General features: G+C 37.9%; 19 protein-coding genes and 3 tRNA genes. 5 read left to right on the plus strand and 17 right to left on the minus strand.

Annotated elements, in window-relative coordinates; all coding sequences use genetic code 11:
• Positions 1 to 279: 279 nt before the first annotated feature.
• Together QF042_RS20605 and QF042_RS20610 are read right to left on the minus strand one after the other, a co-directional pair.
• Positions 280 to 837, minus strand: a complete 558-nt coding sequence (locus QF042_RS20605; protein ID WP_307531916.1) for a DUF4136 domain-containing protein — start codon at positions 835 to 837, stop codon at positions 280 to 282.
• Positions 838 to 1,015: 178 nt separating this feature from the next.
• Positions 1,016 to 1,567, minus strand: coding sequence for a DUF4136 domain-containing protein (locus QF042_RS20610; RefSeq protein WP_307531918.1), 552 nt, complete (start codon positions 1,565 to 1,567; stop codon positions 1,016 to 1,018).
• A gap of 449 nt (positions 1,568 to 2,016) precedes the next feature.
• Here QF042_RS20610 and QF042_RS20615 point away from each other — a divergent pair, with 449 nt between their 5' ends.
• The 4 genes from QF042_RS20615 (at position 2,017) to miaA (ending at position 5,895) form a co-directional block, all read left to right on the plus strand.
• Positions 2,017 to 2,583 (plus strand): L-threonylcarbamoyladenylate synthase, encoded by a 567-nt coding sequence (locus tag QF042_RS20615; protein WP_307531920.1) that lies wholly within the window; start codon positions 2,017 to 2,019, stop codon positions 2,581 to 2,583.
• Positions 2,584 to 2,697: 114 nt separating this feature from the next.
• Positions 2,698 to 4,104 carry a CCA tRNA nucleotidyltransferase gene (locus QF042_RS20620; RefSeq protein WP_307531922.1) on the plus strand — a complete coding sequence of 469 codons (1,407 nt, stop codon included), beginning with the start codon at positions 2,698 to 2,700 and terminating at the stop codon, positions 4,102 to 4,104.
• A gap of 97 nt (positions 4,105 to 4,201) precedes the next feature.
• Positions 4,202 to 4,849 (plus strand): hypothetical protein, encoded by a 648-nt coding sequence (locus QF042_RS20625; RefSeq protein ID WP_307531924.1) that lies wholly within the window; start codon positions 4,202 to 4,204, stop codon positions 4,847 to 4,849.
• Between the two features lie 110 nt (positions 4,850 to 4,959).
• Positions 4,960 to 5,895: a tRNA (adenosine(37)-N6)-dimethylallyltransferase MiaA gene (gene miaA, locus QF042_RS20630; protein ID WP_307531927.1), complete on the plus strand. Its 936-nt coding sequence runs from the start codon at positions 4,960 to 4,962 to the stop codon at positions 5,893 to 5,895.
• Between the two features lie 169 nt (positions 5,896 to 6,064).
• On the opposite strand, the gene QF042_RS20635 is transcribed toward miaA, so the two are convergent.
• The 3 genes from QF042_RS20635 to QF042_RS20645 all read right to left on the minus strand — a co-directional run bounded on the left by QF042_RS20635 (position 6,065) and on the right by QF042_RS20645 (position 8,989).
• A complete protein-coding gene (locus QF042_RS20635; protein ID WP_307531928.1) occupies positions 6,065 to 7,366 on the minus strand; it encodes a G-D-S-L family lipolytic protein in 1,302 nt (433 codons plus the stop codon).
• Between the two features lie 11 nt (positions 7,367 to 7,377).
• Positions 7,378 to 8,601, minus strand: a complete 1,224-nt coding sequence (locus tag QF042_RS20640; protein WP_307531931.1) for an OmpP1/FadL family transporter — start codon at positions 8,599 to 8,601, stop codon at positions 7,378 to 7,380.
• Between the two features lie 76 nt (positions 8,602 to 8,677).
• A complete protein-coding gene (locus tag QF042_RS20645; protein WP_029279713.1) occupies positions 8,678 to 8,989 on the minus strand; it encodes a DUF3467 domain-containing protein in 312 nt (103 codons plus the stop codon).
• A 434-nt stretch (positions 8,990 to 9,423) separates the two neighbouring features.
• On the opposite strand from QF042_RS20645, the gene QF042_RS20650 reads away from it, so the two are divergent.
• The gene (locus tag QF042_RS20650; RefSeq protein WP_307526034.1) at positions 9,424 to 10,725 is read left to right on the plus strand and encodes an IS4 family transposase; all 1,302 of its coding nucleotides are present in this window, start codon (positions 9,424 to 9,426) and stop codon (positions 10,723 to 10,725) included.
• A 167-nt stretch (positions 10,726 to 10,892) separates the two neighbouring features.
• On the opposite strand, the gene rpoC is transcribed toward QF042_RS20650, so the two are convergent.
• The 12 genes from rpoC to QF042_RS20710 all read right to left on the minus strand — a co-directional run bounded on the left by rpoC (position 10,893) and on the right by QF042_RS20710 (position 24,506).
• Positions 10,893 to 15,179 carry a DNA-directed RNA polymerase subunit beta' gene (gene rpoC / locus QF042_RS20655; RefSeq protein ID WP_307531934.1) on the minus strand — a complete coding sequence of 1,429 codons (4,287 nt, stop codon included), beginning with the start codon at positions 15,177 to 15,179 and terminating at the stop codon, positions 10,893 to 10,895.
• 87 nt (positions 15,180 to 15,266) lie between these two features.
• Positions 15,267 to 19,070, minus strand: a complete 3,804-nt coding sequence (rpoB, locus tag QF042_RS20660) for a DNA-directed RNA polymerase subunit beta (RefSeq protein WP_307531936.1) — start codon at positions 19,068 to 19,070, stop codon at positions 15,267 to 15,269.
• A gap of 157 nt (positions 19,071 to 19,227) precedes the next feature.
• Positions 19,228 to 19,605, minus strand: coding sequence for a 50S ribosomal protein L7/L12 (gene rplL / locus QF042_RS20665; RefSeq protein WP_029279312.1), 378 nt, complete (start codon positions 19,603 to 19,605; stop codon positions 19,228 to 19,230).
• Between the two features lie 64 nt (positions 19,606 to 19,669).
• Positions 19,670 to 20,191 (minus strand): 50S ribosomal protein L10, encoded by a 522-nt coding sequence (gene rplJ, locus QF042_RS20670; RefSeq protein WP_307531941.1) that lies wholly within the window; start codon positions 20,189 to 20,191, stop codon positions 19,670 to 19,672.
• A 2-nt stretch (positions 20,192 to 20,193) separates the two neighbouring features.
• Complete coding sequence (rplA, locus tag QF042_RS20675) at positions 20,194 to 20,892, minus strand: 50S ribosomal protein L1 (RefSeq protein WP_307531943.1); 699 nt, start codon at positions 20,890 to 20,892, stop codon at positions 20,194 to 20,196.
• A 20-nt stretch (positions 20,893 to 20,912) separates the two neighbouring features.
• Positions 20,913 to 21,356, minus strand: coding sequence for a 50S ribosomal protein L11 (gene rplK / locus QF042_RS20680; RefSeq protein WP_010601094.1), 444 nt, complete (start codon positions 21,354 to 21,356; stop codon positions 20,913 to 20,915).
• Positions 21,357 to 21,956: 600 nt separating this feature from the next.
• Entirely contained in the window at positions 21,957 to 22,496 is a 540-nt protein-coding gene (gene nusG / locus QF042_RS20685) for a transcription termination/antitermination protein NusG (RefSeq protein ID WP_025143263.1), read from the minus strand.
• A 9-nt stretch (positions 22,497 to 22,505) separates the two neighbouring features.
• The gene (gene secE, locus QF042_RS20690; RefSeq protein WP_025143264.1) at positions 22,506 to 22,703 is read right to left on the minus strand and encodes a preprotein translocase subunit SecE; all 198 of its coding nucleotides are present in this window, start codon (positions 22,701 to 22,703) and stop codon (positions 22,506 to 22,508) included.
• 109 nt (positions 22,704 to 22,812) lie between these two features.
• Positions 22,813 to 22,883 (minus strand) — tRNA-Trp (locus QF042_RS20695).
• A gap of 82 nt (positions 22,884 to 22,965) precedes the next feature.
• Positions 22,966 to 24,153, minus strand: coding sequence for an elongation factor Tu (gene tuf / locus QF042_RS20700; protein ID WP_116250009.1), 1,188 nt, complete (start codon positions 24,151 to 24,153; stop codon positions 22,966 to 22,968).
• 124 nt (positions 24,154 to 24,277) lie between these two features.
• Positions 24,278 to 24,349 (minus strand) — tRNA-Thr (locus QF042_RS20705).
• 81 nt (positions 24,350 to 24,430) lie between these two features.
• Positions 24,431 to 24,506 (minus strand) — tRNA-Gly (locus tag QF042_RS20710).
• Positions 24,507 to 24,513 lie beyond the last annotated feature (7 nt).

Consider the following 24,513-nt stretch of genomic DNA (forward strand, 5'->3'; position numbering starts at 1 on the left):
GTAAGGTTAAGTAGATATTATTTCTAAGTTATCGCTACTGTCCAATCCAATTAAACCTGACATTCGCGAAAAGCCCGCAATCCGATCCTTCCATCGAATGAGGACTTGCAGCATTGGCAGGACTAACGACTAATAGTAGCACTGCCCCTGCTTTTCAAATAAAATCTTAATTACCGAAAGCGCTCAAAAGAAAAAGGGCCGGAATTTCTTTAAAATTCTACAGCCCTTTAGCTATTCAGCAATAATATATTGCTAACTTGAAATCTTAATTTTTACAACTTATTTAGCAGCCGTAACTGTTGGCGGATATTGAGCCAATATTTCTTTTACCCCAGTATACAAACGTTCTTCTCTTTTGTTAAAGCTATCGAGGTTAAAACCAGATCCTTGTCCGTGCCAGAATAAAATCTTTTTAGCAGGGTCTAAGAAATCGATAATAATTGTGCCTTCAATATATTGGTTTACGTAGGTTCCACCGCCACCCCAGAAAGGATTTCCCCAGCCGCCACGCCAGCCCCAACCCCAGCCACCGTAGTAACCTGGGCCATACACATCGGTTTTTTCTCGGGCAACCACTACCAAATTAACCAATAAATCAGGGTGATTTGATTTCGTAAATCCTTTGGCATTCATTTCAGATTCAACAGCAGCCATTAATCTGCGCTTATCCAGATTATTCAGCTTAACTCTTGCTATGCCTTTATCGTAAAAATTGTAAGTTTTGTAACCGCTTAAATCAACATTTTTATCGTAATCTGATGCGGTGCGGAGTGTTGTACATCCTGCTAATGCCAATACCACTGTAAAAAGCATTAATAATTTTTGTGCTGTTCTCATTTTGTGCGATGTTGTATAAATAACCTGACATAAATATAACGATTCTGCAATCCAAATGGCAAATCATTTAACATTTTTTACAATCAGATTGTTATTTTTAAAACGGTTTCTATCAGATTATGTTTTAATGTTATATCACTCATCCTAAATATTTTACAATTGGATTAAAAGGATAAAGTCAATAAATAGGCGGGTATTCTGATAAGATCTTTTTTACAGCCAGATTTATCCTTTCTTCTCTATTTACATAATCATCAAAATTAAAGCCGGAACTTACCCCATGCCACATTATTGCTTTGGTTTCGGGATTTAATAAATCGATAATAATGGTACCAGACTGGTATTGTTTGCTGGTGTTAAGCGGTCCAAACTGAGAATCTCTCCATTGGTAGGAAGATGAAGCTGTATCCCATTGATAACCGCCTCCGCTGTAACCCCAATCGGCCCTCGCTTTAACGCTGGTCAGAACGGCTACATTAACTAAAAAATCCGGTTGCTCAGTTTTAACAAAGCCTTTTTTAGCCAGAGCAGTTTCAACGGCATTTAACATTCTAGGCTTGTCGAGGTTGTTTAATTCTAAATGTTCAATTCCTTTATCATAATAACTAAAGGATTTTAGCTTAGAAAAATCTATCTTTTTGTCGTAATCTGATGCTGTAAGCATAGTGGTACAGCTGGTAAATGCCATTACAATAGTAAATAACATGCACCATTTGAGTGTGTGTTTCATTTTGTGTTTATTTAATAACCTAGTACTAAAATAATAGTTTATTAGGTTAAAACGTATCGAATGAATCAAATAATTTTACTCAGTATCATCATTATACGTTTGCAGCCTGAGGATTAATTTATTTTATAAAATCAATATAATTGATAGTGGATTTTAAGAAGATAAACGGCCTCGAAGTATCGTCATTTCGACCGTAGCGGAGAAATCTTTTAAATTTCAATAATTTGCTTCAAAGATCTCTCCATGGAATCTTGTCAATGGTAACTTGTCGAAGGACTTTATTAAATACCCTCCAAAGTGTTTCGACTACTAGTCCCAATTTTCATCGGGAGGCTCAACATGACATAATCTAAGGAGAAATTGTTTTTATGATACAACCTTCACAAGAAATTGGCGAAGTTTTTCCTAATCACTACCCCTAAACGTTGTAAATAAATTAACTTTGCAACATGTTAAGAGACGAGATTAATAAAGCTTTTGAAGTATTAAAATCAGGAGGAGTTATTCTATATCCAACGGATACCATTTGGGGATTAGGCTGTGATGCAAGCAATCCTGAGGCAGTAGATAAATTACTGAAGATAAAAAATCGCCCTGCTGAAAAGAGTTTAATCGTATTATTGGATGTAGACAGTAAGCTGCAAAGTTATGTAACCGAAATCCCTGATGTAGCTTACGATTTAATTGAATACGCCGAAAATCCCTTAACTATCATTTTCTCTGGAGCAAAAAACTTAGCTCCAAACGTAATCAATGCCGATGGAAGTGTGGGGATCAGAATCGTTAAACACGATTTTTGCACCCCGTTAATCCAACGCTTTAGAAAACCCATTGTTTCTACCTCTGCAAATTTAAGCGGGCAGCCTTCACCAAAATTCTTTGACGATATAGACCCTGAAATTATTGATGCTGTTGATTACGTGGTAGATTTCGAACAGGAAAATCGAACCAACCGAAAGCCATCAACCATTATGAAACTTTCTCCTGGTGGACAATTTGAGTTTATTAGGAAGTAAGCCTCAATAGTTTTTATTAATTTCGTATCATTAAGTAATTCGTCACCCGATTTATTTTCGGGGTCTTAATATTAATAGATGCTGAAATAAATTCAGCATGACGAAGCAATTTTTATGCAACAACACCTACAAAACCCCATATTTAAAACCTTATCATTAATTGCCGATAAGCACAATACTGAAGCGTATGTCATCGGAGGTTTTGTTCGTGATTTATTTTTAGATCGCCCTTCAAAAGATATTGATGTGGTGGTTGTAGGCAGTGGAATAGCATATGCTGAAGCGGTAGGTAGAAAACTGAACACTAAGGTTGCTGTTTTTAAAAATTTTGGTACAGCAAATATAAAATATCAGGATTTAGAAGTTGAATTTGTAGGTGCCAGGAAAGAATCTTACCGATCTGATTCTCGTAAACCCATTGTTGAAGATGGTACTTTGGAAGATGACCAACTGCGCAGAGATTTTACCATTAATGCTTTAGCCATTAATTTAAACGCTGATCATTTTGGCGAACTGTTAGATCCGTTTGACGGGATTAAAGATTTAGAAAATAAGCTCATTCGTACACCACTCGACCCGGAAATTACTTTTTCTGATGATCCGTTGCGCATGATGAGGGCAATCCGCTTTGCGGCTCAGCTAAATTTCGATATTGACCCGGCTGCACTAGACGCCATTAAAACACAGAGGCAACGCATTAGCATTGTATCTAAAGAAAGAATTACCGATGAGATGAATAAAATTATTCTCTCTAAAAAACCTTCAGTAGGCTTTAAACATCTTTTTGATACCGGCTTATTGCAACTCATTTTCCCTCAAATGGCACAGCTTTATGGTGTAGAGATTATTAAAGGAAAAGGACATAAAGATAATTTTTACCATACGCTGGAAGTATTGGATAACATCTGCGCGGATACTGATGATTTATGGTTGCGCTGGGCTGCTATTTTACACGATATTGCCAAACCGGCTACTAAACGTTTTGAAGAAGGCCACGGCTGGACCTTTCACGGGCATGAAGATAAAGGAGCCAGGATGGTTCCGAAAATTTTTGCACAGCTCAAACTTCCTCTAAACGAAAAGATGAAGTACGTGCAAAAATTGGTACAGCTTCATTTACGTCCGATTGTACTGGCGCAGGAAACAGTTACAGATTCTGCTGTAAGGCGACTACTTTTTGATGCCGGAGAAGAAATTGAAAGTTTGATGTTGCTTTGCAATGCCGATGTAACCACTAAAAACGAATACAAGAAAACGAAATACAGGAACAACTTTGAGCTGGTTAAACAAAAGCTTAAGGATGTTGAAGAACGCGACAAAATTAGAAACTGGCAGCCGCCAATTTCAGGAAACGATATCATGGAAACTTTTGGTCTTGATGCGGGAAAAGAAGTTGGCCTAATCAAAAATGCCATCCGCGAAGCCATATTAGAGGGAGAGATTACAAACGACTATCAGGAAGCATTTAATTTTATGCTAAAACAGGCAAAACAAATGGGATTAAATCCTGTTAATAAATAATTTAATTGCCAAAACACTACAATCAGGATGTCTTTTATGGTACCTGATATTGTTTACTTATAAATTAACTTTATTTTTACGGTTCCAAAACACTATAATGGCTATTTATAAATTTAGAATTACTTTCGAAGATTTTGATGATGTTGTGAGAGAGATCGACATTAAATCAAACCAAACATTTGAAGACCTGCATAAGGCTATTCACAGATCTACGGGTTATAATGCCGAAAAATCTTCGTCTTTTTACGTAAGCACTGATAATTGGTTAAAAGGTGATGAAATTGCCTATTTGCCAAGTGAACGTAAAAAAGACCGCGTAGTTTTAATGGAGAATTCTAAGCTAAGTGGTTTTATTGAAGATCCACATCAAAAGTTTTACTATATCTATAATTTCGACCGCCCTTATGATTTCCATGTTGAGCTGGTAAAAATAATTTTGGATGCTGATCCTAATATCGAATACCCATTTTTAGCTAAAAGCACTGGCGAGGCACCAAAAATAATGGAGCAAAACGGTCCACAAAGTGTTGATCCGAGAGGCGCAGTGGCAGCTGCAAGCGAATTTGATTTCTTAAATGAAATGAACTTTGTACCGGAAGACACCGACGAATTGGAAGCCATGGGCGAAATGGGCATCAATACTGAAGAGAGAGACGAAGAGGAAGAAAGTGAAGAAGACGAATTCGGGGACGAATTCTCTGATAGCGATAACTTTGAAGATGATAGCCATAAAGATGATTATTAATTTTTTCGCTACCCGTCATGCTGAATTTAGTTCAGCATCTTAGTGCACAATTATAATTTAAATCATATAAAGTCAGATGTATACATCTGACTTTTTCTTTTTAAAATGTTATGCTTACTGCAGATCAAACTTTTAAAAAATCAAAAACCTTAATATCCATTGTTGGCCCTACTGCAATTGGTAAAACAGCCCTGGCTATTCAACTGGCTCAATATTTTGGTACAGAAATTATTTCTGCAGATTCACGCCAGTTTTTTAAGGAAATGGAAATCGGAACGGCAAAACCAGATGCTACCGAGTTAGCAGCGGCTAAACATCATTTTATTAACTCTCACTCTGTTTCACAACTGTTTAGCACAGGCGATTTTGAAATAGAAGCCTTGAAAACGCTCGATCAAATTTTTAAAGACCACAACCTGGCCATTATGGTTGGAGGATCTGGCTTATATGTAAATGCCTTAATTAATGGCTTGGATGAAATGCCTGATATTGATTTAGCAGTACGCGAAAAGTTAAATAAACAGTTTGAAGAAGAAGGAATACTAAGCATTCAAAAACAACTGGCAACATTAGATCCTGAATATTTTGCTAAGGTAGACCAACAGAATCCGCAAAGAATGATCAGGGGTTTGGAGGTGTTTTTATCAACGGGTCAAAAACTTTCGTCAATGCTTTCGGCTACAAAAAAGGAAAGACCGTTTAATATCATCAAAATCGGGTTAAATACCGATCGTACTCTTTTATACGAGCGAATTAACAGAAGAGTTGATCAAATGATAGCTGACGGTTTACTAGACGAAGTAAAATCACTAATACCATTTAAAAAATACAATGCTTTAAACACGGTAGGCTATAGTGAGCTTTTCGATTACCTGGACGGAAAATTATCTCTGGTGGATGCCATTGCTGCAATTAAACAAAATACCCGCCGCTTTGCCAAGCGTCAGTTAACCTGGTTTAGAAGAGATGAGGAATTAGCCTGGTTTGAACCCAATCAAAGTGCAGAAATTATAAACTTTGTAGAAGACAAAATAACTTATAAATAAAGAGGCTTTATCATAAATATAGATTGTCATCCTGAGCCTGTCGAAGGACCTGTTTAAATGCCTCGCAAAGCGTTTCGACTACTTGTCCCGATTCTTCGGGAAGCTCAACGTGACAAGTTCGAATGGAATCACAACTTATGATACAGCCTCTTTACCACTAAAATATTTTTTATTTATCCGGAAATTTCACACCTCTATATTGTGTAATATCAACTGTTGGAATAGTAGAACCATATTTAGCATTAATGGCATCAATAAATACGTTTGCAATTACGGCATTTCCGCGTGGAGTTAAATGGATACCATCTAATGAAAATGCACCACCTGTAATAAATGCAGCATTAATTCCAACACCCTGAATATTCATTCCTGTTTTAACCTGATTAAAATAAGTATAAGTATCGGCTATAGCCAAACCTTTGCTTGTGGCTAAAGATTTAATAGTACTGTTGTAGCTGTTTACATAATCTTTTAATTTAATTACTTCATCCTTATCCAACACCCATTTATTTTCGATTGGATTTAACGGATGTAAACCATAAGGAATGCCAGAACCATTTGGTTTCCCAAATAAACCTTCTGATTGGAAAGGCAAACGGATTAAATCTTCTGCAGTTGCAGGCCTTACCGTTCCTGTTCCAGTTTGGATATAAATAGCTGCTGCCGCTGGATTAATTGCTTTAGCGGCATTTAGCAATGCTGCTATCGTAACCGTATTAAAATAAGGGATTGCAGTTACATCAGGAATAGTACCAACTATACCTTTTTGGCCACCTGCAGTTAAGGCATTTAAAAAATTAGCATACAAAGAAGAAAAAGTAACCTTATCCGTTAAAGCTGTTGTAGGATCCGTAGGTACGGTAACCGCACCATTTAAGGCGTAACCCAATACATCATTATTTCCTAACCAGAGTGAGAAAAAAGTATGATTTCTTCCTTGAATAAACTGAAAATAGTTGGTTTTACCTACCTGAGCATCGGTTAACAAACGTTCGAAGTAAGGGTTAGCGGCACTGAAAGTAAGCGTTGGATCGAAGGCCAAATCAACACGCATTCCAGGTATACCCAAGTTTTGAAATTCGCCACTGTATTTGTCTAAATGCTTAGCAGCATCTCTTATGGCCAGTTTATCAGTTACAGGAGTCAAAGTTGGTGTACCATTAACCAGTGCGGTTAAAGAAATATAACCTGAACCGTTTAAATGTTCTTCACTAAAAAACGGGGAGGTAAAAGCTCCACCACCAACAGTAGCCATTTTGGCTGCCATTAAATTAGGATAAGCCACTTTTTGCCCTTCTAAATATAAACCGCCATCGGCAAAACCAGAAGTTAAAGAGTTACCTACTGCAATGTATTTACTAAAATTAGCTTGTCCGGCGGTTGACCCTGCAGGAGTTTCTATTTCGGGTTTACAAGCTGCTGCAAAAAGGATGATAGCAGCAACGAAACTATTTAATATATATCTTTTCATTTAAAATTCTCCTACCATTTATAAGTTAATGAAATACCTGGTGCATAAACCAAAGTTTTAAAGGTACCGTCCAGGCCCGTTTCAATATTCTTTTGTTTACGCGATTTAACATCCTCAAAAAAGAACGATGCATTAACTTCGAAATGGCGGGTAGGTGTATAACCTACACCAGCACTCAAAATATAGCGGTCGGCATCGGGAGCTTCAGGCGTTACGTATCCATCCTGAACCGGAGAAAAGGCATAACCAACACCCGCCCTTAATGCTAATTTCTCTGATGCCTGGTGGTTAATACCTAATTTAAACGAAGATCCATCACGATAATTGCGCGCAGATTTTGTATCAACGAGTGCAGGTGTATTGGTCGCATAATCAAAAGATAAATCCTGATAAATATGCCATTGTACCCAACTTGCATCAAAAGCTAAAACTGTACTTTTTGATAAGGGAATACCTACACCCAAACTTGTAGTTGCTGGTAAAGGTAATTCGGCGTTAAATGTATTTCCAGCTGGAAAAGATCCTGCTAATGACTTTGGCACTTCAAATTCTGCTGAACCGCCGTCAAGTTTCGTAATTACCTTTGATTTATGTACGAGTGCAAAAGAGATGTTGCTTAATGTTTTGATATATAAACCTGCATTCCATCCATAGCCTGTACCCGTTCCATCTAAAGTAGCATGACCAGAGCGTCCATCAGGAAAATTTACCGGGATGGCTCTTTGAAGGTTCACATCGCCATGGTTATAAACAAAACCAGCTCCAATACCGATACGATCGGTAATTTTAATACTTAAAGTGGGTTGAAAATAGATTGCTTTTAAGTTTAATGAGGTTAAAGCATACTTACCAGACCAATTATCGCCCCAATCTACCAAACCGCCGAAAGGTGTATACACACCTAAGCCTAACTTCCATTTATTCGATTTTGGTCCCCAAACAGCATAAAATTCGAAAGGTGGAGCGATTTTGTTCTTCACATCTTCTGTAACATTCGAACCCGTTTGTTTAAAAGCTGATTTAAATAATAATGGGTTTACACCTGCTGAAACTGAGTTTTTCTCTAAGAAAGTTACTGCACCTGGATTGTAAAACACAGAAGCCTCATCTAAAGCCAATGCAGAACCTGCACCAGCCATACCAATTTGTTTCTGTCCTTGTAAATTAACCTGGAAACCCTGCCCCAAAACCCAAAGTGGGGCAGAAAGTAATGCGCTCAATAAAATTTTTTTCATCTATAAATGGTTATACACAAATATATACTATGCTAACATAGCAAACAAATATTTGTTTGTAAGATTTTGAATAGTCTTACGCTTGAGCGGTTGGCCCGCCGAAGCCCATAGGAAAAGGTGGTTCTTCTTGAGTTTTAATACGTCCGTTTACGGCTTCGAATTTCTGAATATTATCTTCCAATGCTGATAATAAACGCTTTGCGTGTTCCGGAGTTAAGATAATTCTTGATTTAACTTTTGCCTTCGGAATGCCTGGCATTACTCGGATAAAATCCAATACAAATTCGGTATTAGAATGGGTTATGATGGCTAAGTTAGAAAAAATTCCTTCAGCGATTTCTTCTGATAACTCTATGTTTAATTGATTCTCGTTTTGTTGTTCTTCCATAATAGCTCAAAAATAAAAAATTCCGCTGCTTAATAGCGGAATTTAAAACATAATGTTTGAAATAAAATTAATTTGGTAGTGCTTTAAAAAGTTATTTTTTAAAAAGAAATCTAATTCTGCTATAGCCAATGTTTTTTTTGCCGGCAATCGCTGTTGCTTTTACTTGGATATATTTTGCTGAAACTGCTTTTTTGAAATATGGGTTCGTGGAGTTTATTACATAAAAATCAATATAAATAACAGGAATTTTAAAGGAAGTGATAGCGTCGGGTATCGTCATTTCGACCGTAGCGGAGAAATCTTTGAACATGTTAAAAGATTTCTCTCCCGAAAGTTCGCATGCGCGTCAAGTTAATGATATTGACAGAGGTTGAAAAGTATGTGATTATTATTTGAAAGAGAAAAAGCAACTTGTAGTTCTAACACATTTAACAATGTCTACAAGCCGCTTTTTCAATTCAAAAATAAAGAAAAGATTTAATATTTTTTTTGGTGGATCAACCGTTGCTACTATAGCCCGAAGTAGTGGTTTTCTCCGGCGCAGTGCAAAGAAGATTTCTCCGATAGATTTTGTTATGGGCTTTGTGTTAAGCTGTTCTCAAATGCAAAACACATTCAGTCAATGGGCTTTTCATATTAGCCAGCTTAGCGGAACTCCTGTAAGCAAACAAGCAGTATTTGATCGTTTGGGGCCATCATCGGTAGCTTTTGCCAAAGCACTTCTGGAGCATGTGTTGCTGCAAGGTATCTTCTACAGATATAGACGTCCGAGCAATCTTTTCAGCCATTTTAAAAGGGTCATCCTACAAGACAGCACCACCTTACATCTCCCCCAGAAACTCTCAGAAGTGTTCAGAGGTAATTTCAGTAAGGGCAAACAAAAGGCAGTAGCCCGTATACAGGCCTTCATCGATATATGCAATATGCAGTTCCTGCATTTCTCGTTGGGTTCCTTTACCGATAATGACCAATCGGCCAGTCAGCAAATCCTTGAAAAGATATCAGCCGGCGAACTGCTTATCAGAGATTTGGGGTATTTTGTACTGGAGGTCTTCGAAAAGCTTACCGGCAAAGGTGCCTTCTTTCTGAGCAGGTTACGTTTTGGTCTGAATATGTACGATTGCAATGGAAAACAACTACACCTGAAAGACTTGCTGAAAAGCAGATCGAAAAGGGATATGTGGCTAATGATAGGCAAACAAAAGAATGTAAAAGTGAGAATGATCATGATTCCCCTGCCAAAGCAGCTTGCAGCACAAAGAATCAGAAAGGCCAAACAGGATAGGGACAGGCGACTGAACCACAGCCAGGACTATTACAGATGGCTGGAGTATACGGTACTGATAACCAATGTAGGTGAAGAAACCTGGACAGCTGCCCAGGCCGATCAGGCATACCGGGTACGTTGGCAGATAGAGATTGTATTCAAATCCTGGAAAAGTGGCTTCCACCTACAGCAGTTGCTGCATAATGGTTGTACCAATGAAAAACGGATCAGCACAAACGTATACCTCTTGTTGATGTTTATGTGCCTGTTTATGCAAAAGATATTCCTGCCAGTTATCCGATATGCCAAAGGCACAATTAGCTTGATCAAATGTGTACAGTTATTTGTATTGAACATGAAAGAGTTAATCGCTATAGGCAGTAAACAGTGCAGGGATGTGATAGATAAGTACTGTAAATATGAAAAAAGAAACCATAGGATTAATTTGAACCAACTATTTTCAGATTAACTTGACGCGCATGCGAAAGTTCGGGACTTCGCTTCAGTCGAAATGGATGACCGATTTTCTAAATAGGCCAAAGTTAGGTTATAAATTTACATAAAATACGAAATCTTTGCCATACGAAAAAAGCCCCGACAAATTGCCGGGGCTTATAATTACTGTTAGATTAAAATCTAAGCTTCTACTTCTTCTTGTTTCGAAGCTAATAATTTATCGTATTCTTCTTGAGAACCCACAATGATTCTTTCGTAACCACGTACACCAGTACCTGAAGGGATTAAGTGACCAACGATCACGTTTTCTTTCAAGCCTAACATATTATCGCGTTTACCTGCAATTGCTGCCTCATTTAATACTTTCGTAGTTTCCTGGAACGAAGCCGCAGAAATGAACGATTTAGTACCTAATGATGCACGTGTAATACCTTGTAAGATAGAACTTGCAGTTGCTGGTCTTGCATCTCTAACCGTGATCTGTTTTAAATCTTTACGTTTCAATTGAGAATTTTCGTCCCTTAATCTACGTAATGAAACAATCTGACCTGGTTTTAAATCTGTAGAATCACCTGCATCTTCAACCACTTTCTTGTCGTACATCGCATCATTCTCGTCAGCAAAATCCCAACGGTCAACAGCATTGTTTTCTAAGAAAATAGTATCACCCGGATCTTCAATGTGAACTTTCTGCATCATCTGGTGAACAATTACCTCGAAGTGCTTATCGTTAATTTTCACACCCTGTAAACGGTAAACTTCTTGAATACCATTTACTAAGTATTCCTGAACCGCTGCAGGGCCTTTAATTGATAAGATATCGGCAGGAGAAATTGAACCATCTGATAAAGGCATACCTGCTTTTACAAAGTCGTTATCCTGAACAAGGATGTGTTTCGACAATGGAACCAGGTACTTTTTAACTTCACCATCTTTTGATTCGATTGTAATTTCACGGTTACCACGTTTAACGCCACCTAAAGTTACCACACCATCAATCTCAGTTACTACAGCTGGGTTAGATGGGTTACGTGCTTCAAATAATTCCGTTACACGAGGTAAACCACCTGTAATATCTCGGGTTTTACCAGTTGCACGAGGAATCTTAGCGATAATCTGACCAGTTTGGATAGCTTCACCTTCATCAACTGAAACGTGGGCACCTACCGGAATGTTATAACCTTTGATGAATTCACCCTTCTTATCAACGATCTGAACTGAAGGATTTTTAGTTTTATCACGTGTATCGATAATTACTTTCTCACGGTGACCAGTTTGCTCATCTGATTCTTCACGGAAGGTTACACCTTCGATAATAGCATCAAAATGTGCTTTACCGGCAAATTCTGATAGAATAACCGCGTTGTACGGATCCCACGAACAGATTTTATCACCTTTTGAAAGTTTATCACCTTCTTTTACGAACAAGAACGCACCATAAGGAATGTTGTTGGTTACAATGATACGTCCGGTTCCTGGTTCAACAATTTTGAACTCACCTGAACGACCCAATACCACCTGAACTGTTCCTTCTTCTGTTTGTGTATCAACAGTACGGATATTTTCGAATTCGATTACACCATCAAACTTAGCTACGATGTTAGATTCTGCAGCAATGTTTGATGCAGTACCACCCACGTGGAAAGTACGAAGTGTTAACTGTGTACCCGGCTCACCGATTGACTGTGCTGCAATTACACCAACTGCCTCACCTCTTTGAACGCGTTTACCAGATGCTAAGTTACGGCCATAACATAATGCACAAACACCACGTTTAGCTTCGCAAGTTAATACTGAACGGATCTCGATACCTTCTAGTGGAGATTCTTCGATCAATTTGGCTACATCTTCGTTAATATCTTCGCCAGCACCTACCAATAAAGTGTTATCCAAAGGATTATACACATCATGTAATGAAGTACGGCCTAAAATCCTGTCGTATAATGGCTCAACGATATCTTCCTGATCTTTTAAAGCGGTAGTATACATACCTCTTAAAGTACCACAATCGTTATCGTTAACAATCATATCCTGCGCCACATCATGTAAACGACGGGTTAAGTAACCTGCATCCGCCGTTTTTAACGCCGTATCCGCCAAACCTTTACGTGCACCGTGAGTAGAGATAAAATACTCTAATACCGATAAACCTTCTTTAAAGTTTGATAAGATCGGGTTTTCGATGATATCGCCACCTGAACCTGATTTTTGAGGTTTCGCCATCAAACCACGCATTCCGCAAAGCTGACGAATCTGCTCTTTAGATCCACGGGCACCTGAATCAAGCATCATGTAAACTGAGTTAAAACCTTGGTTATCTGACGATAACTGAGTCATAACGAAAGTAGTTAACCTGTTGTTGATACGGGTCCAGATATCGATGATCTGGTTGTAACGCTCGTTGTTGGTAATGAAACCCATGTTATAGTTGTTTCTTACCTCTTCAACTTCTGCAGCTGCCTGTTCTAATAAAGTATGTTTTTCTGCCGGAATGTTTACGTCTTGTAAATTGAACGATAAACCTCCCTGGAATGCCATACGGAATCCTAATTCTTTGATATCATCCAAGAATTGAGAAGCACGGGCCATACCAGTCATTTTCACTACTTCACCAATAATATCTCTTAAAGATTTCTTGGTTAATAATTCATTGATATAACCAACTTCCTCAGGAACCATTTGGTTGAATAATACTCTACCAACAGTCGTTTCAGTTAATTTATTAACGATCGATCCATCATTTTGCTTAACATTTACCCTTACTTTGATAAATGCATGCAAGTCTAATTCTTTCTCGTTATAAGCAATAATAACTTCTTCCGGAGAATAGAAAGCAGAATCCTGTCCTTTTACAACTCTGGTTTCATCTGTTCTACGGCCTTTAGTAATATAATAAAGACCCAAAACCATATCCTGAGATGGTACTGTAATTGGTGTACCGTTTGCAGGGTTTAAGATGTTATGTGCCGCAAGCATCAAAACCTGGGCTTCCAAAATTGCTGCATTACCTAACGGTAAATGCACAGCCATCTGGTCACCATCAAAATCGGCGTTGAATGCGGTACAAACTAATGGGTGTAACTGGATTGCTTTTCCTTCGATTAATTTTGGCTGGAAAGCCTGAATACCTAGTCTGTGTAAGGTAGGCGCACGGTTTAATAATACCGGGTGACCTTTTAATACATTTTCTAAGATATCCCAAACTAACGGATCTTTCCGATCAACGATTTTCTTAGCAGATTTAACTGTTTTTACTACACCACGCTCAATCATCTTACGAATAATGAACGGTTTGTAAAGTTCAGCAGCCATATCTTTAGGAATACCGCACTCGTGTAATTTAAGGCTAGGCCCTACAACAATTACCGAACGAGCTGAATAATCCACACGTTTACCTAATAAGTTCTGACGGAAACGACCTTGTTTACCTTTCAGGATATCTGAAAGTGATTTCAAAGCACGGTTACCTTCAGTTTTAACTGCATTAACTTTACGTGAGTTATCGAATAACGAATCTACAGCTTCCTGCAGCATACGTTTTTCGTTACGTAAAATTACCTCTGGTGCTTTAATCTCGATCAAACGTTTTAAACGGTTGTTACGGATAATTACACGACGGTATAAATCATTTAAATCGGAAGTAGCGAAACGACCACCTTCTAATGGCACTAACGGACGTAATTCTGGTGGAATAACCGGAACGATTTTAACAATCATCCACTCAGGGCGATTCTCGATACGTGTATTAGCACCACGGAAAGCTTCAACAACCTGAAGACGTTTTAAAGCCTCATTTTTACGTTGTTGAGAAGTTTCATTAGCAGCCTGGTGACGTAAATCATAAGATAAAGTATCTAAATCAATACGTTTTAATAAATCTTCTAATGCTTCAGCACCCATTTTGGCGATGAATTTATTAGGATCTTTATCGTCTAAATATTGGTTCTCTTTAGGTAATTTATCTAAGATATCTAAATATTCTTCTTCCGTTAAGAAGTCCATATAGTTGATACCTTCTTCGGCCATTAAGCCAGATTGAATAACTACGTAACGCTCGTAATAGATAATTAAATCTAATTTTTTAGTAGGTAAACCTAATAAATAACCGATTTTGTTTGGTAAGGAGCGGAAGTACCAGATGTGTGCAACAGGAACCACCAAAGCAATGTGGCCCATACGCTCACGACGTACTTTTTTCTCCGTTACTTCAACACCACAACGATCGCAAACAATACCTTTATAACGGATACGTTTGTATTTACCGCAATGACATTCGTAATCTTTTACCGGACCAAAAATACGCTCACAGAACAAACCATCACGCTCAGGTTTGTAAGTACGGTAGTTAATGGTTTCTGGTTTCAGCACCTCACCGCTTGAGCGTTCCAAAATAATTTCCGGAGACGATAAGCTAATCGTGATTGATGTGAAATTGCTTTTTAATTTATTATCCTTTTTGTAAGACATATCTTTTTGTTTTTAGTAGCAAGTACTTAGTATCGAGTATCAAGACGGATAATCCAATCTTGATACTTGATACTTAATACTCAATACTTAGTCTAACGTAATATCTAAACCTAAACCGCGTAACTCATGTACCAATACGTTGAACGATTCTGGCACACCTGGTGTTGGTAGGTTTTCACCTTTAACAATGGCTTCGTAAGTTTTGGCTCTTCCGATTACATCATCCGATTTAACGGTTAAGATCTCTTGAAGAATATTAGCTGCACCGAATGCCTCTAATGCCCAAACCTCCATCTCACCAAAACGCTGACCACCGAACTGGGCTTTACCACCCAATGGTTGTTGTGTAATTAATGAGTATGGTCCGATTGAACGGGCGTGCATCTTATCATCAACCATGTGACCTAATTTCAACATGTAGATAATACCTACAGTTGTAGTCTGATCGAAACGCTCACCTGTTAAACCATTATATAAGTAGGTTTTTCCCGAAGCAGGAACTCCCGCTTTAGCAATCCATTCTTCTACTTCTTGGTGGGTAGCACCATCAAAAATCGGTGTTGCAAATTTAACACCTAATTCCTGGCCTGCCCAAGCTAAAATAGTTTCGTAGATCTGACCAAGGTTCATACGGGAAGGTACACCCAATGGGTTCAACACGATATCAACCGGAGTACCATCAGCTAAGAAAGGCATATCCTCATCACGTACAATACGCGCAACAATACCTTTGTTACCGTGACGACCCGCCATTTTATCACCTACTTTTAATTTACGTTTTTTAGCTACATAAACTTTTGCCATCTGTACGATTCCTGAAGGAAGCTCATCACCTACACTGATTGCGAATTTATCGCGTTTGTAAGCACCAAGTTCTTCGTTAACACGGATACCGTAGTTGTGAAGCAACATTTTAATCATCTCGTTTTTATCATCATCAGTAGTCCATTTGTTAGGACTAATGTGATTATAATCAAGCTCAGCTAAAATTTTCTGAGTAAATTTAGCGCCTTTAGCAACCAATAATTCTTTGTAAATGTTAAATACACCCTGAGATGTTTTGCCGTTTACAATGGTGAATAATTTGTCAACTAATTCTGCTTTTAATTTCTCAGTGATATTGTTATATCCTTTGTCTAATTTCTCAATTGCCGATTTCTCTTCAGCTTTTGTAGTTTTCTTAGCACGGCTGAATAATTTAGTATCAATTACTACACCCTGGATTGAAGGAGGAGTTTTTAAAGACGCATCTTTAACATCACCTGCTTTATCACCAAAAATTGCACGTAGTAATTTTTCTTCAGGCGAAGGATCTGATTCTCCTTTTGGAGTAATCTTACCAATTAAAATATCACCTTCTTTTACATCAGCACCAATACGGATAATACCGTTTTCATCAAGGTCTTTAGTAGCCTCTTCAGAAACGTTCGGGATATCTGGTGTTAATTCCTCTTCTCCACGTTTAGTATCACGTACTTCTAATTCAAACTCTTCAATATGCAATGAAGTGAAAATGTCATCACGAACAATACGCTCATTAATTACAATCGCATCCTCAAAGTTGAAACCTTGCCAAGGCATGAATGCCACTTTTAAGTTTCTACCTAATGCTAATTCACCATTTTCAGTTGCATAACCTTCGCAAAGCACTTGTCCTTTAGTAACTTTCTGACCTTTCTTAACGATTGGTTTTAAGTTGATACAAGTATTCTGGTTGGTTTTTTTGAATTTAATTAAACGGTAAGTTTTGCTATCACCTTCAAATGAAACTAAACGATCATCTTCGTTACGCTCATATTTAATCGTGATTTCGTTAGCATCAACATACTCAACAACACCGTCACCTTCTGCATTGATCAAAGTTCTCGAGTCACGTGCTACGCGACCTTCTAAACCTGTACCTACAATCGGTGCTTCAGGACGTAACAATGGTACGGCCTGGCGTTGCATGTTCGATCCCATCAAAGCCCTGTTCGCATCATCATGTTCCAAGAACGGAATTAACGAAGCAGCAATTGAAGTAATCTGGTTAGGTGCAACGTCCATTAAGTCTAATTTCTCAGGCTCAATAATCGGGAAGTCACCCTCGTAACGCGCTTTAACACGTGGTGTTGTAAAGTTACCTTTATCATCATACTCTGCATTTGCCTGAGCGATGGTTTTACCATCTTCATCCTCTGCAGATAAATAAATAACGTCTGAGTCTACAACTACTTTACCATCTTCAACACGTTTGTATGGTGTTTCAATGAAACCTAAATTATTGATTTTTGCATGCACACAAAGTGATGAAATTAAACCAATGTTTGGTCCCTCTGGAGTTTCAATAGTACATAAACGACCATAGTGAGTATAGTGAACGTCACGTACCTCGAAACCGGCACGCTCACGTGATAAACCACCTGGACCTAAAGCCGATAAACGGCGTTTGTGTGTGATCTCTGCCAATGGATTCGTTTGATCCATAAACTGAGATAACTGGTTAGTACCAAAGAAAGAGTTGATAACCGATGATAACGTACGGGCGTTAATCAAATCAGTTGGTGTAAACACCTCGTTATCGCGAATGTTCATACGCTCACGGATTGTTCTGGCCATACGGGCTAAACCAACACCAAATTGTGCGTACAATTGCTCACCTACCGTACGTACACGACGGTTAGACAAGTGATCGATATCATCTACCTCTTCTTTTGAGTTGATCAATTTGATCAGGTATTTCACAATTGCAATAATATCTGCTTTTGTTAATACTTTAACCTCATCAGGAGTATTCATTTTTAATTTACGGTTGATGCGGTAACGACCAACATCTCCTAAATCGTAACGTTTATCTGAAAAGAATAAACGATCAATGATACCACGTGCTGTTTCCTCATCAGGTGGTTCTGCGTTACGCAAAGCACGATAGATGTTTTCTACAGCTTCTTTTTCTGAGTTTGATGTATCTTTCTGTAATGTATTATATATAATGGTATAATCAGCCTGACTTGCGCCATCTTCTTTTGACAAGATGATGCTTTTTACGCCGGCTTCGATAACCATATCAATGTGTTCGTCTTCTAAAACGGTTTCTCTTTCAAGAATCACTTCATTACGGTCGATAGAAACTACCTCACCAGTATCTTCATCAACAAAATCTTCAACCCATTTTTTCAATACTCTTGCAGCCAGTTTACGACCGATGTATTTCTTTAAACCAGATTTACTAACTTTTACTTCGTCAGCAAGATCGAAAAGTTCCAAGATATCTTTATCAGAATCGTAACCGATAGCACGTAATAAAGTGGTAACCGGGAATTTTTTCTTACGATCGATGTAAGCATACATAACGTTATTAACGTCTGTAGCGAACTCGATCCATGAACCTTTGAAAGGAATTACACGTGCAGAGTACAATTTGGTTCCGTTAGTGTGACGGCTTTGGCCGAAGAACACTCCTGGAGAACGGTGTAATTGCGAAACGATAACACGTTCTGCACCGTTGATAACAAACGTACCTTTTGGTGTCATATACGGGATAGTACCTAAATACACATCCTGGATAATGGTTTCAAAATCTTCATGTTCTACATCATTACAAGAAAGCTTAAGCTTTGCCTTTAATGGAACATTGTAGGTTAATCCACGCTCAATACACTCGTGTATATCGTAACGTGGCGGATCAACAAAATAATCAAGAAATTCTAATACGAAGATATTTCTTGAATCTGTTATTGGAAAGTTTTCAGCAAACACTTTAAACAAACCTTCGCTAGAGCGATCGTCTGATGTGGTATCTATCTGGAAAAATTCTCTGAATGATTGCAATTGCACATCCAGAAAATCCGGATAGTCTATAATGTGCTTACTAGTTGCAAAATTTACTCTTTGTTCGACTGTCTTTGCCAATGGACTAAAAGATTTTAGTTTAAGAATAAACTATTTGTTTGGTTTCGGTTTCAAGCATTCTCATTAACCAAACAAAATGAGATGTTTATAAACAGGTAAAGACACCGACATTTTCAGTCGGTGTCTAATACATTTTTAGCTTAGCTAAGTTAAGTGATTACTTAATCTCAACTACTGCTCCAGCTTCTTCTAATTGTTTTTTAAGAGCTTCAGCTTCGTCTTTAGTAACACCAGCTTTTAATTCTTTTGGTGCTCCGTCAACTAAGTCTTTTGCTTCTTTCAAACCAAGGCCAGTTAAGTCTTTAACAAGTTTCACAACTGCTAATTTAGCGCCACCAGCTTCTTTTAAGATTACATCAAATGATGTTTTTTCTGCAGCAGCAGCAGGTGCATCACCACCAGCAGCAGGACCAGCAACTACAGCAGCAGCTGCAGGCTCGATACCATACTCGTCTTTTAAGATTTGAGCTAATTCGTTAACTTCTTTAACGGTTAAGTTTACTAATTGCTCAGCAAACGATTTTAAATCTGCCATTTTATTAAGATTTTAAATTTTTACGTAAAATAATTTTGTTTTATTTGCGAACTTAAGGTGTTCGTTAACCTTCTCTTTCCTGAAGAGTTTTAACAATTCCTGCAATTTTGCCTCCGCTTGATTTAAGCGCAGATATAACATTCTTAGCTGGTGACTGTAATAATCCAATGATATCGCCAATAAGCTCTTCTCTCGATTTTAAGCTTACTAAGTTATTCAATTGGTCATCGCCAACGTATACTGATGAATCTATATATGCTGCTTTAAGCAATGGTTTATCAGATGTTCTTCTCAAAGTTTTAATCAACTTAGCCGGAGCGTTTGCTGTTTTTGAGAATAATAATGATGATGAACCTTTAAGGGCTTCGTATATCTCAGAAGCATCGCCGTCTAAACCTTCAATCGCTTTGCGGATTAAAGAGTTTTTAGCTACCTTCATTACGATATCACCTTCGAAACATTTGCGGCGGATGTTATTGATCTGCTCTACAGAAAGGCTAGAAGTATCAGCAATATAAAAATTGCCAAACTCTTGCATTTGTCCTTGTAGTTCTAAAACTACTTCGTTTTTTTCTTCTCTGTTCATGATTAGATCCCCGCTACTGATTTAGTTTCAATTGCAATCCCAGGACTCATTGTAGAAGACACGTGAATGCTTTTAAAATAAGTTCCTTTTGCAGCAGAAGGTTTTAATTTAGAAATAACAGAGATAATCTCCATTGCATTCTCATAAATTTTATCTGCTGGGAATGATACTTTTCCTATCGAGGCGTGTATGATACCCGTTTTGTCTACTTTAAAATCAATCTTACCTGCTTTAACCTCTGTTACAGCTTTACCAACATCGTTAGTTACTGTACCTGATTTTGGGTTAGGCATTAAGTTTCTTGGACCTAAAACACGGCCCAATTTACCTACCTTAGCCATACAAGCTGGTGTAGTGATAATAATGTCTACATCGGTCCAACCACCTTCAATTTTAGCTACATACTCGTCTAAACCTACGAAGTCTGCGCCAGCTGCTTTTGCTTCTTCTTCCTTATCAGGAGTTACTAAAGCTAAAACACGTACAGTTTTACCTGTTCCGTGTGGTAAAGTAGCAATACCACGTACCATTTGATTGGCTTTACGCGGATCTACTCCTAAGGATACATCAATATCAACTGAAGCATCGAATTTAGTAGTAGTGATTTCTTTTACCAAAGCAGCAGCATCCTTCAAAGTATAAGCTTTACCAGCTTCTATTTTAGCATGTGCCTTTTTTTGATTTTTAGTTAATTTCGCCACTGTTGTAAACTGTTTTTTAATTAATTGTTCCAGGGTGCGTCACCAGAAACGGTGATTCCCATACTGCGTGCTGTACCGGCAACCATACTCATTGCAGATTCGATTGTAAATGCATTTAAATCAGGCATTTTATCTTCAGCAATAACTTTAATCTGGTCCCAGGTCACCGATCCAACTTTTTTACGGTTAGGCTCAGCAGAACCACTCTGTAATTTAGTAGCATCTTTTAACTGGATAGCTACCGGAGGGGTTTTGATGATGAAATCGAATGACTTATCAGCATAAACAGTAATTACAACTGGCAATACTTTACCTGCTTTATCTTGGGTACGAGCGTTGTACTGTTTGCAAAACTCCATAATGTTCACCCCTTTAGCACCTAATGCAGGTCCTACTGGTGGCGATGGATTTGCCGCTCCGCCTTTGATCTGTAATTTGATCATTGCACTGACTTCTTTTGCCATTTTGTGTTTTTTGTTTATTTAAAACTCAATGTTAAATATTGGAAGCATGTAACATTTAATTCCTCATAGCTCCTATAAAGCTTAAAGGACTGCAAAGATATGGATAATCTTGCAGTCCTGCAATAGATTGAGAAAAATATATTTTTAAGAGGCTGTTTAAGTTTCGTTTTTATATTTACTTGTCATCCTGAGGGTTAATTTATTGTATAAAATCAATATAAATGATATGATATTTAAGGAGATAAATCTCCTCAGATTATCGTCATTGCGAGAAGGCTTTTTCAGCCGACAGCCTGCCCCGTTTTTCGGGGAAGCAATCTTTTCTAGCAGGAAAGATTGCTTCGTCGTTCCTCCTCGCAATGACGACCTTTCTAATTAAATCTTATCATTGATAGCTAGCTTGTTGAAGGATCAGCTCTAAAGGCGTTTCGGCAGTCTCGACGTGACAACCTGTATAAATTTCCATCATTTTTAAAGAGTTTCTAAATATAGAATGTGTTATTATACTTAAAAATACATTAACTGATTTCAAACCCTATATAAAACAAAAAGGCCTCAGAAAATAAATTCTAAGGCCTTTCAAATATTTAAGACAATTTTTTACTCTTTTTCTACTTGCATGTAGTTAAGTTCAAGTGGCGTTTTACGTCCGAAAATCTTAACCATTACTTTCAGTTTTTTCTTCTCTTCGTTTACCTCTTCGATAATACCTGAGAAACCATTGAAAGGTCCGTCCATAACTTTAATGCCTTCGCCAACATAGTAAGGCACATTCATGGTTTCGCCTTGCTCGCTCATTTCATCAACCACACCTAAAATACGGTTAACTTCTGCCTGGCGCATTGGGATTGGATTGCCCGCTTTATCACCCAAGAAACCAATAACACTGTTAATTCCTTTAATGATGTGCTCTAACTCTCCATCTAATGTAGCTTCGATTAAAACATAACCAGGATAGAAGTTACGTTCTTTGGCAATTTTTTTACCATCTTTCATTTGGTAATATTTTTCCATTGGTATTAAAACCTGAGGAACCAAATGAGAGAAACCTAAACGGCTGATCTCAGCATCAATGTACTGTTTTACTTTCTTTTCTTTACCGCTAACAGCCCTTACAACGTACCACTTTAGATCGCTCATTTGTAAATATTAATTAGAAAGTGATTTATAAAAAGTATCTAACACAAATGTCGATCCTTTATCCATTGCAAAAATAACCAATGCAATAATTAAAGAAGCCACTAATACAAGAATCGCAGAACTTTGCAGTTCGCCCCAAGTAGGCCATGTAACCTTATTGGTCATTTCATCGTATGATTCTTTTATAAACTCAACTACTTTAGCCATATTTAATTTATTGAATGACAGAATGACTAAATGAGTGAATGATAATATTCGAAAGCTAACTTTCAAATTCAATCATTCACTCATTTAATTACTCAATCATTGTTTTGAGCACGGGAACAAGGATTCGAACCCTGATCAAAGGTTTTGGAGACCTCTATTCTACCGTTGAACTATTCCCGTAATTAGAAAGCAAAGTGCTTAAGTGAACTCAAGCACTTTGCTTTCAGTTATTTACCTGAAGCCCCTTAAGGGGTTTGGGGTTTTATTTTACAATCTCAGTTACCTGACCAGCACCTACTGTTCTACCACCCTCACGGATTGCGAAACGTAGACCTTTTTCCATTGCGATTGCGTTGATCAATTTCACAGAAATTGTAACGTTATCACCTGGCATTACCATCTCAGTACCTTCAGCTAGTGAAATTTCACCAGTAACATCTGTAGTACGGAAATAGAACTGTGGACGGTATTTGTTGAAGAATGGAGTGTGACGACCACCTTCTGCTTTTGATAATACATAGATCTCAGCTTTGAAATCAGTGTGAGGAGTTACTGAACCTGGTTTACAGATTACCATACCACGACGGATATCAGTTTTCTCAATACCACGTAACAATAAACCTACGTTATCACCAGCTTCACCATAATCTAAGATCTTACGGAACATCTCAACACCAGTTACTGTAGATTTTAAGTTCTCAGCACCCATACCTAAGATTTCAACCGGATCTCCAGAGTTGATTACACCACGCTCAATACGACCAGTTGCTACAGTACCACGACCAGTGATCGAGAATACATCTTCAACAGGCATTAAGAATGGAAGTTCAGTTAAACGTGGAGGAATTGGAATGTAGCTATCTACAGCATCCATTAACTCCATAATTTTTCCAACCCATTTTGGATCGCCATTCAAACCACCTAAAGCAGAACCTTGAATAACAGGAATATCATCACCAGGGAAATCGTAGAACGATAATAGTTCACGAACTTCCATTTCTACTAATTCTAATAATTCAGGATCATCAACCATATCCACTTTGTTCATGAATACAACCAATGAAGGTACACCAACCTGACGAGCTAACAAGATGTGCTCACGAGTTTGTGGCATTGGACCATCAGTAGCAGCAACAACGATAATAGCACCATCCATTTGAGCCGCACCTGTAACCATGTTTTTAACATAATCCGCGTGACCTGGACAATCTACGTGTGCGTAGTGACGGTTTGCAGTTGAATACTCAACGTGCGCAGTATTAATTGTAATACCTCTTTCTTTTTCCTCAGGAGCTGAGTCAATTGAATCGAATGAACGTGCCTCAGATAAACCTGCATCAGCTAAAACTTTTGTAATAGCTGCTGTTAAAGTTGTTTTACCGTGATCGACGTGACCGATTGTACCGATGTTTAAGTGCGGTTTACTACGGTCAAATTTTTCTTTTGCCATTTTATTTATAACTAATTAGTAGGTTAACTTTTTATTATTTTATTTATTGTTTTGATGCAATGCAACACAAAAAACCTTGTCTACACTGCATATTAAACAGATTTAACAAAGCTTTATTATCCTGAGCCAACTATGGGAATTGAACCCATGACCTCTTCCTTACCAAGGAAGTGCTCTACCGCTGAGCTAAGTCGGCTTTTTAGTTTCCAGTTCCAGCCTTTTAGTTTTAACTAAATTAAAACCGTAACCAATAACTGCCCACTTTTTCTAATTTTATTGGAGCGGAAGACGAGGTTCGAACTCGCGACCTATAGCTTGGAAGGCTATCGCTCTACCAACTGAGCTACTTCCGCTTTTTTA

This window comes from Pedobacter sp. W3I1 (assembly GCF_030816015.1).
Classification (GTDB): Bacteria; Bacteroidota; Bacteroidia; order Sphingobacteriales; family Sphingobacteriaceae; genus Pedobacter.